Annotated in this window: 10 protein-coding genes; 8 read left to right on the plus strand and 2 right to left on the minus strand. The window is 59.0% G+C overall.

Annotation, left to right across the window (positions count from 1 at the left end):
• Window positions 1–7 precede the first annotated feature (7 nt).
• Window positions 8–2,410 (plus strand): PIG-L family deacetylase, encoded by a 2,403-nt coding sequence (locus AT6N2_RS22875; RefSeq protein WP_209091584.1) that lies wholly within the window; start codon window positions 8–10, stop codon window positions 2,408–2,410.
• Complete coding sequence (locus tag AT6N2_RS22880) at window positions 2,407–3,318, plus strand: DMT family transporter (RefSeq protein ID WP_209091585.1); 912 nt, start codon at window positions 2,407–2,409, stop codon at window positions 3,316–3,318. The genes AT6N2_RS22875 and AT6N2_RS22880 overlap by 4 nt, the downstream gene beginning before the upstream one ends.
• Window positions 3,319–3,321: 3 nt before the next feature.
• Here AT6N2_RS22880 and AT6N2_RS22885 read toward each other — a convergent pair whose 3' ends face one another.
• Both AT6N2_RS22885 and AT6N2_RS22890 read right to left on the minus strand, forming a co-directional pair.
• A complete protein-coding gene (locus tag AT6N2_RS22885; protein WP_209091586.1) occupies window positions 3,322–3,789 on the minus strand; it encodes a hypothetical protein in 468 nt (155 codons plus the stop codon).
• Window positions 3,790–3,866: 77 nt separating this feature from the next.
• Window positions 3,867–4,754 (minus strand): AraC family transcriptional regulator, encoded by an 888-nt coding sequence (locus AT6N2_RS22890; RefSeq protein WP_063951652.1) that lies wholly within the window; start codon window positions 4,752–4,754, stop codon window positions 3,867–3,869.
• 197 nt (window positions 4,755–4,951) lie between these two features.
• Between AT6N2_RS22890 and AT6N2_RS22895 the strand changes: the two genes are divergently transcribed.
• The 6 genes from AT6N2_RS22895 (at window position 4,952) to AT6N2_RS22920 (ending at window position 13,975) form a co-directional block, all read left to right on the plus strand.
• On the plus strand, window positions 4,952–6,418 hold the full coding sequence (locus AT6N2_RS22895) for an alpha-glucosidase/alpha-galactosidase (RefSeq protein WP_209091587.1): 1,467 nt from the start codon (window positions 4,952–4,954) through the stop codon (window positions 6,416–6,418).
• A 103-nt stretch (window positions 6,419–6,521) separates the two neighbouring features.
• The gene (locus AT6N2_RS22900) at window positions 6,522–8,609 is read left to right on the plus strand and encodes an ABC transporter substrate-binding protein (protein ID WP_063951653.1); all 2,088 of its coding nucleotides are present in this window, start codon (window positions 6,522–6,524) and stop codon (window positions 8,607–8,609) included.
• A gap of 145 nt (window positions 8,610–8,754) precedes the next feature.
• A complete protein-coding gene (locus AT6N2_RS22905; protein ID WP_209091588.1) occupies window positions 8,755–9,762 on the plus strand; it encodes an ABC transporter permease in 1,008 nt (335 codons plus the stop codon).
• 1 nt (window position 9,763) lies between these two features.
• Window positions 9,764–10,900, plus strand: coding sequence for an ABC transporter permease (locus AT6N2_RS22910; protein ID WP_209091589.1), 1,137 nt, complete (start codon window positions 9,764–9,766; stop codon window positions 10,898–10,900).
• Window positions 10,901–10,912: 12 nt separating this feature from the next.
• On the plus strand, window positions 10,913–12,580 hold the full coding sequence (locus AT6N2_RS22915; protein WP_209091590.1) for an ABC transporter ATP-binding protein: 1,668 nt from the start codon (window positions 10,913–10,915) through the stop codon (window positions 12,578–12,580).
• 21 nt (window positions 12,581–12,601) lie between these two features.
• The gene (locus tag AT6N2_RS22920) at window positions 12,602–13,975 is read left to right on the plus strand and encodes an alpha-glucosidase/alpha-galactosidase (protein WP_209091593.1); all 1,374 of its coding nucleotides are present in this window, start codon (window positions 12,602–12,604) and stop codon (window positions 13,973–13,975) included.
• The last annotated feature ends 109 nt before the right edge of the window (window positions 13,976–14,084 follow it).

Genomic DNA, 14,084 nt, shown 5'->3' on the forward strand with positions numbered 1-14,084 from the left:
ACCGCCCATGCTTAACCCCCGGGAGCGCATCGAACGGCAGATGGCCGATCCGTGGCTCATACGCCTGCATCGCAGGCTGAGCGCGCTGAAGTCTACCGTGACCGTCATGCATACCGGCGCGCATCCGGACGACGAGCAGAACGGGTTGCTTGCCTATTTCCGAATGGAGCTTGGCATGCGTACCATCATCGCCTGCTCGACACGTGGTGAGGGCGGCCAGAATGCGCTGGGGCCGGAAAGGCTTGGCGCGCTCGGCGTCATCCGCTCGCGGGAGCTAGAGGAGGCGGCCCGCGTCATCGATGCGGATATCAGTTGGCTCGGCCATGGACCGGCGGATATCATCCACGATTTTGGTTTTTCCAAGGATGGCGACCAGACCTTTGGCCGCTGGGGACAGCAGCGCATCGTCGAAAGGCTGGTCCGCGCCTATCGCAAGGAGCGGCCGGATATCGTCATCCCGACCTTTCTCGATGTGCCGGGACAACATGGGCACCACCGAGCGATGACGCGTGCGGCAAAGAGCGCCATCGCGCTGGCGGCGGACCCTGCGGCCTATCCTGAACATCTTTCAGAGGGGCTGAAGCCGTGGCAGGTGGCGAAATATTACCTTCCCGCGTGGTCGGGCGGTGGTGACACCTATGATGACGAAGTGCCGCCGCCGGAGACGACCGTAACGGTAAATGCTCGCGGCAGGGAGCAGGCGACTGGCGCGCAATATGACCGGATCGGCGAATGGTCGCGTTATTATCACGCTTCTCAGGGAATGGGACATTGGCCTAAGCTGGCGCAGGAGGTCTGGCCGCTGCATCTCGAACTCGCCAGTGATGCAGGGGGCCAAGAACACTCGATCCTCGACGGGCTGCCGTCTTCGTTGTCAGACCTTGCGGTGTTCCCGGGCCTGGATACCGAATTGGCAAAGGCGCTGGTCAAGGCGGAACAGGCGATAAGCGAAGCGATATCGGCCTTTCCCGACAGGCAGCGGATCACGGCGTCACTTCTCGCGGCGGCAGCGCTTTTGCAGACGGTGGACGAATCCGCCACTGCGGATTTCACGGAACTGCACGGACATCGGATCAGGCGCAAGCGGGCGCAGGTCGATGCCGCCATCCTGACGGCGCTTGATGTTTTCGAGCGGGCCTACGCCGCGCCGGCGGAGATCGTACCAGGTGGAGCGTCGGTTCTTTCCGTGGAGCTTTCAGACCAGGCAGCTCACATTGATGTCGAGGTCACTCCGGTCCTGCCATCAGGTGTATCGTCATCCATCCAGTCGCTTGGCGAGACGCGGGTCTTTAAGCTTGTCGCGGATCAGGATGCAGCTGTTTCCGGGCTGTATCAGCCTGACTGGAAAGCCATGGGCGGCAATGGCCATGCCTCGGTGCGGCTTTCCGCAACGGTTGAAGGCAGAACGGTTTCGGCCGCCTTCGACCTTGAGGAACAGTTTTTCGTGACGCCGGCGCAGTCGCTGACGATTGCGCCGGACGCTCTTCTGGTTCCGCTCGGACACGGGCAGGAGGCGCATGTCTTTCAGGCGCATATAAACGGAGCCGATGCGTCGCTGTCGTTCAGGAATACGGGCGGCTGGAGCCTGCGCAAGAACGGCGGCGACTGGATTGCCGAACGTAACGGCAAGGCCCGCGTGGGCCTTGCCCAGATCGAGGCGCTGGTCGGTGCCCAACCCGCTTTTCAGATAACGCCGATCGCTTATCCGCACATCGGTCGGGCAAGGTTTTTGGCGCCGTCCGTTCTGAAAATCCTCTCGCTGGACCTCAAGCTGCCCGAGAAGGCGCGGATCGGGTATGTCGGTGGTGGTGCTGACAGGGTCGGTCTTTGGCTGTCGCGAATGGGACTCGATGTCACCGACCTCGACGCTCAGGCGCTTGGCGGGGACCTGTCATCCTTTACGACGATCGTTATTGGCATCTTCGCCTTCGGCATCCGCAGGGATCTCGCTGCCGAGACGGAGAAACTTCACCGCTTCGTGGAAAACGGCGGTCATCTGGTCACGCTCTATCACCGGCCGACTGACGGGTGGAATGTGGAAACGACGCCAGTCCGGCGTCTTGAGATAGGCAAGCCTTCCCTGCGCTGGCGTGTGACCGATCCTCAGGCGGAGGTAACGGTGCTCTTGCCCGACCATCCGCTGCTTGCCGGGCCGAACAGGATTGATGCCGCTGACTGGGGGGGCTGGGACAAGGAGCGCGGGCTTTATTTCGCCTCGCGCTGGGATGATGTCTACGAGCCATTGCTCGCCATGCATGATGTCGATGAGCAGCCGCTGAAGGGTGCGCTGGTTTCGGGCGTCATCGGCAAGGGTAGGCATACCCATACCAGCCTCGTGCTGCATCACCAGATGGACAAGCTTGTGCCTGGCGCTTTCCGCCTCATGGCCAATCTTGTGCAACCGGCGTGAATGGCGACGATCAAAGCGAAGAACAGCAAGGCCCTCGCGAAACGGACACCCGCGCGGGCATAGGCTGGCTGTTGCTGGACATGACCCTTGTTGCGGGCGGTATGACCGCGCTCGTGAAGGCGCAAGGCGTCACCTATCCCGCCTTCCAGCTCGTCTTCATCAGGGCGATGATTGGCCTGATGTTCATCCTGCCACTCATCTGGCGGCACCGGGGAGAAATGGCGCGCATCCAATATCCCTGGCGTAACATTTTCCGCATCTGCTGCAATGCCATCGCACTCACCAGCAATTTCATCGCTATCACCCTGTTGCCGCTTGCGACCGTCAATGCCGTTGGTTTTTCCCGGCCATTGGTGACGATGGCGATGGCTGTCGCCTTTCTTGGCGAAAGCGTGAGCCGCTTTCGCTGGGCGGGAGCCTGTCTTGCATTTGTCGGCGTTCTGGTCGTCATTGGGCCGGGCGGCGCGGAATTTGGCGTGGGCGTGATCGTTGTGCTGATATCGGTGGTGTTCGGTGCGCTTGCGGTTATCCAGACACGGGCGCTGCGGCGGGAGAACACCACTGTCATGATGGTGTTCTACACGTTGGGCCTCGCCGTCATCACCGCCATTCCGGCAATCTGGACATGGAGGCCGGTTGCGTCATTTGACTGGGTTCCGTTGCTCGGCATCGGATTGCTGGCGCAGATGGGACAATATTGCTTCCTGCGGGCCTATCGCATTGCGGATGCAAGCGTCCTTGCGCCGGTCAGCTATCTGTCGATCCTGTTTGTGACTGCGGTCGGATATTTTCTCTTCGACGAGGTGCCAGAAACTCGCGTTGTACTTGGCATTGTCATTATCCTCGTTTCGCTCCAATCCACTGCCCTGGCGGAATATTTTCTGAAGAGGTTGAGGCGCAAACGGTGATTGTTACCGCTGCTGCGCCAGGAGGCGCAGCCGTATCCAGCTAAGCGCGGAGGCCTTGGCCCGATCGTAAAAGGCGCGTGCGAAGCGCACATAGCGCATGATCCAGGCGAGCCAGCCGTAGGTCAGCAGCTTTTCCTTTCCGGCATGGTAGATGCGCTCGACAATGAGGAAAGTCGAGAGATGTGCAAGTACCGTCAGAACGACGCCAGACTTGAAAGCGCCATGGGCGATGAGGACGAGGCCGACGATCTTCATTGGTTCGGCGATCGCAAAAGGGACGGCAAGACAGAGAAGAATGGCAAGACGCGGTAGTCTGGCAATCCGGGTCTGCAGCTTCTGGATGAATGTAATACGGGATATTGCCCTGATGACCGGGCGATAGAGCGGACGGAAAATTCCGTCAAGGATCAGCGCGAGAACGATGATCGCCCGAATGGGGAAGACGAGGATCCTCCGGATTTTGCTGTTCACCTCGGTCGGTCTCCATCAACGGCGCTACAACGATCGTTAGTCGCTCGAAACATGTCAAAACCAAGTCGGAATTGCCGTCAACCTTGACGAACGCTTGCATACATGCCGGTGGTGCGGAATTCGCTCGGGTTGGTGCCGTACAGTCGTCTGAAAACCTTGGAGAAATAATTGGGGTCCTCGAAACCGCAAAGGACCGAAACTTCCTTGATGGGGATGTGGGCTGCTGTCGTTAAAAGCTTGGCAGCGCGGCGAAGACGTCGCTGAAGAACGAATTCCGCAGGCGGCAGGCCCTCGCTCGCCGTGAAGATACGGGAGAAATGTGCGCGACTGAGCCCCGCCACCGCTGCGAGATCGCTGACGGAAAGGCGTTCTCCGAGGTGAGTGTCGATGTAGCTCAGCACCTGTTGCATGGTGCGATATTCGCCGCCGAAGGAGGGGTGCGACCCGAAAACGTCGTCATAGAGCGTCATCGCCGCTTCATAGGCAACGGCAGAAGCCGCTCCAGGTGTTTCCGCACCGTTGACGAGGCGTGAACAGCATTCTGCAAGGTGGTCGATCGTTTCCGGCTGTAGCTTGAGGACCGGACCGGTGACAGAAAGAATATTGCGGTGGATGCGAAGCGCCTCCTCGCCATTCATGGATATCCAGAAGAACTCCCATTCCTTGCCCTCTTCCAGCCAGTAACGGTGATTGTGAGGGATGAGCAACAGCAGGGTTTCCCCGGGTCTGATGACGTATTGCCGGTTCTCGTACCTCAGATTTCCCTGGCCGCTGATGCAGTATTGCAGGACGGTAAACGGCGTCTGGCCGCGCTTGCGACCGTCCCAATCATAATTGCCGCTACGGCGCAATTCATATCCGCTGCTGGTCGGCATGGTGTGCAGTGTCTGGCGTCCACGGGGCAGGGAGACAGTGCGCATGCACGGTCCCTGATCGATCAGATCGCGCAGCACAAAATTACCCATAAAAGCATAATCCTTCTCTGGTTCTACATGTCTTTATAAGCATAATCCCGATCCGAGGAGACAGCCAGCAGGATATTGGTGCTGAAAAAATGGCGAGAAAGCCGGTTTTCCCGGATTCTCGCGGGTATTTTCTTATAGCGGCATTTTATTATCCGTCGGCCCGTTTCACCCGTTCGATTTGCAACAGAGGTGGCGTTATGAGTTTCAAAATCGCTATTATTGGCGCAGGCAGCGTCGGTTTCACGAAAAAACTGTTCACCGATCTCCTGTGTGTGCCCGAGTTTCGCGATATTGAAGTCGCGCTCACGGATATCAGCCAGCACAATCTCGATATGATCAGGGCGATCCTCGACAAGATCGTTGAGGCGAATGGTTTCCCCGTCAAGGTGACCGCCCATACGGACCGCCGCCGGGCGCTGGAGGGCGCGAAATACATTATCAGCTGCGTGCGGGTCGGTGGGCTCGAAGCCTATGCGGACGATATCCGCATCCCGCTGAAATACGGCATCGACCAGTGCGTGGGCGATACAATCTGCGCCGGCGGCATTCTCTACGGTCAGCGCAATATTCCCGTCATTCTGGATTTCTGCAAGGATATCCGCGAAGTCGCAGCACCGGGTGCGAAATTCCTGAACTATGCCAACCCCATGGCGATGAACACCTGGGCGGCCATCGAATATGGCAAGGTGGATACGGTCGGTCTCTGCCATGGCGTTCAGCACGGTGCGGAACAGATCGCCGAAATCCTCGGTGCGAAATCCCCTGCGGAACTCGATTACATCTGCTCCGGCATCAATCACCAGACATGGTTCATCGATCTGCGGCTTAACGGCCGCAAGATCGGCAAAGATGAGCTGGTCGCCGCTTTCGAGGCGCATCCGGTCTTTTCGCAGCAGGAGAAGCTGCGCATCGATGTTCTCAAGCGTTTCGGCGTCTATTCGACCGAGAGCAACGGCCATCTGTCCGAATATCTGCCCTGGTATCGGAAGCGGCCAGAAGAGATTGCTCGCTGGATCGATATGTCCGACTGGATTCACGGCGAAACCGGCGGTTATCTGCGCCATTCCACCGAGACCCGCAACTGGTTTGAAACCGAGTTTCCGCAGTTTCTCGCCTCGGCAGACAAGCCGATCGATCCGGCAAAGCGCTCCAACGAACACGCAAGCCACATCCTCGAAGCGCTGGAGACGGGGCGTGTCTATCGCGGCCATTTCAACGTCAAGAACAATGGCGTCATCAGCAACCTGCCGGCGGACGCCATTATCGAGTCACCCGGTTTCGTCGATCGTTTCGGCATCAACATGGTATCGGGCATCACGCTGCCAGAAGCTTGCGCGGCAACCTGCATGGCCTCGATCAATGTTCAGCGCATGTCAGTCCATGCGGCAGTCACCGGCGATATCGATCTTTTGAAACTTGCCGTGTTGCATGATCCGCTGGTCGGCGCTGTCGCCACGCCGGAGGAGGTCTGGCAGATGGTGGACGAGATGGTTGTCGCGCAGGCGCGCTGGCTGCCGCAATATCACGATGCCGTTCCGGCAGCGAAGGAGCGGCTGGCGAAATCAACCGTCAAGACGCGGGACTGGGCGGGGGCTGCGCGCCGCAATGTACGTTCCATCGAAGAGTTGCGGGCCGAAAAATCGGCATTGAAAAAGGCTGTCTGAGGAAAAGCATTGAAACAGGCCGGCGGCGAAAGGGAGTTCGCCGTCCGGTCTAACGATCACAGAGGGTGGGCGCTCGAAGAGCTGCCATTTGGGAGGAAAAACGATGTTACTTCAACGCAGGATCGGTATCATCGCGGCACTGGGCTTAAGTGTTTCGATGATCGCACTCAATGCGAATGCCTTCGAGACCACCACGCCGCCCGAGCCGCCGCAATTTCCGGCCGAAGGCAAGATCAACTATGTAGCGCGCGACTCGATCCTCCAATTCAAGGCGCTTCCAAATTATAGCGAACCCGACTGGATCACCGAGAAATTCGAAAAGACCGGCAAGCTGCCACCGTTGAAAGAGCGCCTGCCCGAGGAGCCGCTGGTCTACAAAACAGGCAATATGCCCGACGGTATGGGCGTTTACGGCGATACGATGCGCCATGTGGTTGGCGGCAGGCCGGAGGGCTGGAACTACATTGCCGGCCAGAGTCAGGGCTGGGGCGGCATCGATATCGCCCTTTCCGAATGCCTGACGCGCACCGCCCCGCTGTTCCAGGTGGATGCCAAGGATACCGAGCCGCTGCCCAATCTGGCGAAAAGCTGGGAATGGTCGGAAGATGGCCACAAGCTGACGATGCATCTCGTCAAGGGTGCCAAATGGTCGGACGGGGAGCCCTTTAATGCCGATGACGTGATGTTCTACTGGGAAGACGCCGTCATCGATCCGAATGTCTCACCGCTTGGCGGCGGGGCATCACCTGAGGCTTTCGGTGAGGGCACGACGCTCAAGAAGGTCGATGACTACACCGTCGAATGGACGTTCAAGGCGGCGTTCCCGAAGCAATATCTCTACACCATGGCCTATCCGAGCTTCTGCCCTGGGCCGTCGCATATTCTGAAACCGCAGCATCCGAAATATTCCAAGAATACCTATAACCAGTTCAAGAACGCGTTCCCGCCTGAGTATATGAACATGCCGGTCATGGGCGCTTGGGTGCCGGTGTCATACCGGCCGGATGATCTCATCGTTCTGCGTCGCAACCCCTATTACTGGAAAGTGGATGAGAAAGGCCAGCAGTTGCCCTATCTCAATGAAGTCCATTACAAGCTCTCCACCTGGGCGGACCGCGACGTGCAGGCCGTGGCGGGATCGGGCGATTTCTCCAATCTCGAGCAGCCGGAGAATTTCGTAGCCTCGCTGAAACGCGCCGCTGATCCTAATGCGCCGGCCCGCCTTGCCTTTGGGCCGCGGCTCATCGGTTATAATCTGCAGATGAATTTTTCCGCCAATGGCTGGGGCAATCCGGATGAGCGCGGACAGGCCATCCGCGAGCTGAACCGTAACGAGGTCTTCCGCCAGGCCGTCACCTCCGCTCTGGATCGCAAGGCGATCGGTGACTCGCTCGTCAAGGGGCCTTTCACGGCGATCTATCCGGGTGGTATTTCGTCGGGGACAAGTTTCTATGATCGGGCTTCCACGGTCTATTACCCCTTCAACCTCGAGGCTGCCAAGGCTGCACTGGCTTCGATTGGCCTGAAAGACACGGACGGCGATGGTTTCCTGAATTTCCCCAAGGAAACGCTTGGCGGTCGTAATGTCGAAATTACCCTTCTCGTTAACAACGGTTACGCAACAGACAAGAGCCTCGCGGAAGGTCTCGTCGGCCAGATGGCGAAACTCGGCCTGCGCGTTGTCATCAATAGCCTCGATTCAAACCAGCGTGACGCCGCCCATTATGGCGGGCAGTTCGACTGGCTGGTGCGGCGCAACTCCACCGAGCTTTCCTCTGTGGTGCAGAATACCGAGCAACTGGCCCCTGTCGGGCCGCGCACCAGCTGGAACCACCGCGCACCCGAAGGCAAGGAACTCGACCTGATGCCGTTCGAGAAGGATATGGCCGACATCGTGCGCAAGTTCATCTCTTCGCAGGACAATGCCGAGCGGGCCGAGCTGATGAAGCAGTACCAGAAGGTCTATACGCAGAACCTCTACACGATTGGCCTGACCGAATATCCTGGTGCGCTCATCGTCAACAAACGGTTCTCCAATGTGCCGCAGGGTACCCCGATCTTCATGTTCAACTGGGCTGAAGATTCCATCATCCGTGAACGCCTGTGGGTCGCGGCCGACAAGCAGGGCAAGTACGAACTCTTCCCTGAGCAGCTTCCCGGCAAGCCGGGCGAGGGCGGGCCGATCAACTAAAGCGTTCCCAGGAAAGCGGACACCGCTTTTTCGTCGGAAAAACGCCAGGACGCTGAAGAACTCCTCCCGGAGCACACCCGGTACCGGTCGCGCGTGAAGCGCGGCCGGCAACACACGGCCAGTCCAAACCGAGGAAGACCGTTCGATGCTGAGATTTCTGACGATACGCGTGGCATCCGCCATTCCGGTGCTGTTGATCCTGAGCGTGGTGACCTTCGCCATCATTCAGGCACCGCCCGGTGATTACGCCGACTACATCCGCTCGCAACTGATGAACCAGGGCGGAGCTTCCTTCGAACAGGCGGAAGCGCAGGCGCAGGCATACCGTATCGAACACGGGCTCGATAAGCCGCTGGTCATCCAATATTTCAACTGGATCGGCGGTATCATCACCCGCGGCGATTTCGGCTATAGCTTCTATTACAACAAGCCCGTCGCCGATGTGGTTGGCGAACGCCTGCCGCGCACGATCGCGCTGGCGCTGGTCTGCCATATCTTTGCATCCGTTCTTGGCATTGCCTTCGGCATCTGGGCCGCCACACGGCAATATTCCTGGGTCGACAACCTGCTCTCGACCATTGCCTTCCTCGGCATGACGATCCCGCGCTTCCTGATGGCGCTGATTCTCGTGTATCTCATGGTGTTTCATTTCGACGTGTCGGAGATCGGCAGCTTCTTTTCACCGCAATATGGCGGTGCGCCGTGGTCATGGGCGAAATTCGTCGATCTGGTCAGCCATGTCTGGCCGGTGGTCGCCATCGCCGTCTTCGGGGGCCTCGCCTATAATATGCGCGTCATGCGTGGCAATCTGCTCGATACGCTGAACGCGCAATATGTCGAGACGGCGCGTGCCAAGGGTCTTTCGGAAGGCGCCGTCATCATGCGCCATGCGGTGCCAAATGCCGTGCACCCGCTCGTCATGTATCAGGGCGTGGTGTTGCCCTACATGCTGAGTGGCGAGATCGAGACCGCCATCATCTTCGCGTTGCCGACCGTCGGCCCGGCCATCGTCGGCTCCATGGCGGTGGGGGACGTCTATGTCACCGCGACCTTCATGATGGTGCTGGCTGCCACGCTCATCGTCGGCAACATCATCGCCGATATGCTGCTCGCCATGCTTGACCCGCGCGTCCGCGAATTCGGGAGGGCCTGAGATGATGGCGTTTGACGAGATAAAAACCGAAACTGCCGCCACGGCGAAACGCGACCGCTCCACCCATGGCAACGAGACCTATCTCGCACTGGTCTGGCGGCGTCTCCGGCGCTCGTTTACCGGCATGGTCGGCCTGGTCCTTGTCGTCTTGCTGATCTTGATTGCCGTCTTCGCGGATTTCTTTGCGCCGATGAACCCGCTTGAAACCCATGGCAGCTTTTCACCGCCGCAGGTCGTTCGGTTCACCGACAAGGACGGCAATTTCAGCCTTGCGCCGCGCGTCTATGCCATTGCGGAGACGGAAGAGCTTGATCCTGTTACCTTCCAGCCCATCGTCGGGCCGGACTATGACAATCCCGTCTATCTCGGCTTCTTCGTGCAGGGTGCGGAATACAAACTTCTGGGTCTCATTCCGATGAGCCGGCATTTCTTCGGCTCGACCGACGGCCAGCCAGTGCATTTTCTTGGCACCGATAAATTTGGACGCGACGTGCTGTCGCGCGCCATTTATGGCTCGCGTATCTCCCTTGCCATTGCCTTGAGCGTCGTCGCCATCGTTACCGTCATCGGCACCAGTGTCGGCTTGATATCAGGTTATTTCGGCGGGCCGCTGGATGCTTGGGTGCAGCGTTTCGTGGAGGTGGTGCTCGCCTTCCCGCAATTGCCGCTCTACCTCGCGCTGACTTCTCTTATTCCCGTCACCGCACCAACCACCGTGTTCCTTGTTTTTGTGGTAGGCGTCATGTCGGCGCTTGGCTGGGCACAGATGTCGCGGGAGGTGCGCGGCAAGACGCTGGCACTGGCGCGGATCGACTATGTCCGGGCGGCGATCGCTGTCGGGGCCACCGACCGGCGCATCATCTTCCAGCACATCCTGCCGAATGTGATGAGCCATGTCATCGTGGCCGTGACCTTGCATATTCCTAGCGTCGTGCTGCTGGAATCCTTCCTCGGTTTCCTCGGCTTTGCGGTGAAGCCACCACTGATCTCCTGGGGGCTGATGCTGCAGGATACCGCGACCTATTCCGTCATCGGCTCCTATCCCTGGATTCTTGCACCGGTCGGTTTTGTGCTGGTCACCGTCTTTGCCTTCAACGCGCTCGGCGACGGCCTGCGCGATGCCGTCGATCCCTATTGAGAGGAGCGTGACATGGTAGCTGCCCTGAACGACACCTTCGCCCCCGCCATCCGCTTCGACGCCGATGATCGTCAGGATAACGCCATCATCGATGCCCGCAACATTGCCGTGACCTTCAAGGTGGAACACGGAATGGTGCAGGCCGTGAAGGACATTTCCTTCCAGCTTTACCGGGGTGAGACCATCGCCATCGTCGGCGAATCCGGCTCGGGAAAATCGGTCACCGCCCGCACTGTCATGGGCTTGTTGACCAAACGTGCCACGGTCTCGAAGGCGGCCGTCGTCCGCTTTAATGGCGACAACATCCTGAAATTCTCGTCGCGCCAGCGCCGGGCGCTGCGCGGCAACCGCATCTCGATGATCTTTCAGGAGCCGATGAGTTCGCTGAACCCGATCTATACGATCGGCAGCCAGATCATCGAAGCGATCCGGGTTCATTCCAAACTCAGCAAGAAGCAAGCGGAGGCGAGGGCGCTCGATCTCCTGCGGCAGGTGCAGATACCGGAGCCGGAAGCGCGGCTCAAACAATATCCGCACCAGCTTTCCGGCGGCCAGCGCCAACGTGTCATGATCGCCATGGCGCTCTCCAACGATCCCGACGTGCTGATTGCCGACGAACCCACCACTGCGCTGGATGTGACGGTGCAGGCGCAGATACTCAACCTCATCCGCGACCTGCAGAAGAAGCGCGGCATGGCCGTGGTGCTCATCACCCATGATCTGACGATCGTGAAGCAGTTTTCGGACTACGTCTATGTCATGCAGCATGGCGAGATGCGCGAGCACAACACCACCGAAAAGCTCTTCGAAGCGCCGCAGCACCCCTATACCAAACGGCTGCTCGGCTCCGAACCGCATGGAACGGCAAAGCCGCTGCCGGAAAATTCCGGCGTGTTGCTGACGGCAAGCGGCGTGCGGGTCTCTTTCATGATGCGCTACGGCGGGTTGTTCAAACCGGAATTGAAGGAACTGATTGCTGTCGACAGTCTCGGCTTGACCCTAAGACGGCATGAGACGCTGGGGCTTGTCGGTGAATCCGGTTCCGGCAAGACGACCTTCGGCCAATCCCTGCTGCGGCTGAACGAACCTGTCGCAGGCGAGGTGGTCTTTGACGGGGAGAGGGTGGATGGCCGCTCCCGCGCTGAAATGCGACCGTTGCGGTCTCGTATGCAGATCGTGTTTCAAGACCCTTTCGCCTCGCTCAATCCACGTATGACGATCGGCCAGATCATCGAGGAAGGCCTCATCATCAATGGCCTTGGCAAAACGAAGGCCGAAAGGCTGGACCGCGTGCGCGATGCGCTGGAGGCGGCGGGCATGCCCGGCAATATCCTCTCACGTTTCCCCCACGAATTCTCCGGCGGCCAGCGCCAGCGCATCGCCATTGCCCGTGCTGTGGCGCTGGAGCCGGAATTCATCCTGCTCGACGAGCCGACCTCGGCGCTCGATCTTTCCGTGCAGGCGCAGATCATCGATCTGCTCCGCAAGCTGCAGGACGAAAGGGGGCTCAGCTACCTTTTCATCTCGCATGACCTGAAGGTGGTGCGTGCGCTCTGCCACCGCGTCATCGTCATGCAGCGCGGGCAGATCGTTGAGCAAGGGCCTGTCGAGGACGTGCTGACAAATCCGAAAACCGAATATACTCAGCGGCTTGTGCGGGCCGCCTTCGAAATCGCTTGAATTTCAATGCCGGAGGTAAACATGGCAAGAGATCCCAGGATTGCATTCATCGGCGCAGGCTCGACGGTGTTCATGAAGAACATCATTGGCGATGTGCTGCAACGTCCGGCGCTTTCGGGTGCAACCATCGCCCTGATGGATATCAACCGCGAAAGGCTGGAAGAAAGCGCCATCGTCGTCAACAAGCTGATTTCGACATTGGGGGCAAAGGCAAAAGCCGAGACCTATACCGACCAGAAAAAAGCACTCACCGGTGCGGATTTCGTCGTCGTCGCTTTCCAGATCGGCGGATACGAACCCTGCACGGTCACCGATTTCGAGGTGCCGCGGAAATATGGCCTGCGCCAGACTATTGCCGACACGCTCGGTGTCGGCGGTATCATGCGCGGTCTTCGCACCGTTCCGCATCTGTGGAAGATATGCGAGGACATGCTGGCGGTCTGCCCAAACGCGATCATGCTGCAATATGTGAATCCTATGGCGATCAACACCTGGGCGATCGCGGAGAAATACCCGACGATCCGGCAGGTCGGCCTGTGCCATTCGGTTCAGGGCACGGCGATGGAACTCGCGCATGATCTCGATATTCCCTATGAGGAAATCCGTTATCGTTCGGCCGGCATCAACCATATGGCGTTTTTCCTGGAGTTCGAGCACCGCCAGGCAGATGGCAGCTACAAGAACCTCTATCCCGACCTCTTGCGTGCCTATCGCGAGGGTCGTGCCCCAAAACCCGGCTGGAACCCGCGCTGCCCCAACAAGGTGCGTTACGAGATGTTGACGCGGCTCGGCTATTTCGTCACCGAAAGCTCGGAGCATTTTGCCGAATATACGCCCTATTTCATCAAGGAAGGCCGCGAGGACCTGATCGAGAAATTTGGCATCCCGCTCGACGAATATCCCAAGCGTTGCATCGAGCAGATCGAGCGCTGGAAGGGCCAAGCGGCGGCCTATCGTTCGGCTGACAAGATCGAGGTCAAACAGTCGAAGGAATATGCCTCGTCTATCATCAACTCGGTATGGACGGGCGAACCCTCGGTTATTTACGGCAACCAGCGCAACAATGGCTGCATCACCTCGCTGCCATCGGATTGTGCAGCGGAAGTGCCGTGCCTTGTCGACCATAACGGCGTGCAGCCCACTTTCATCGGGGAATTGCCGCCGCAGCTCACCGCCCTGATGCGCACCAACATCAATGTGCAGGAGCTGACGGTGCGGGCGCTGATGAGCGAAAACCGCGAGCACATCTACCACGCCGCGATGATGGATCCTCACACGGCGGCCGAACTCGACCTCGACCAAATCTGGTCGATGGTGGACGATCTGCTTCTCGCCCATCGCGACTGGTTGCCGGAATGGACGCAGGCGGAGGTAAGACGGGCGCGGGCGGTGTAAGGGTGCTTTAGCTTACGGCGCTGTGGATTTTGCCGCAGCGCCATTTTTGGCCTCATCGCATCCGTCCAGTTAGCCTGGCGGGGCTCCAGCGTGTGTAAAATAATTGTGT

It is taken from the genome of Agrobacterium tumefaciens (assembly GCF_017726655.1).
Classification (GTDB): domain Bacteria; phylum Pseudomonadota; class Alphaproteobacteria; order Rhizobiales; family Rhizobiaceae; genus Agrobacterium; species Agrobacterium tumefaciens_B.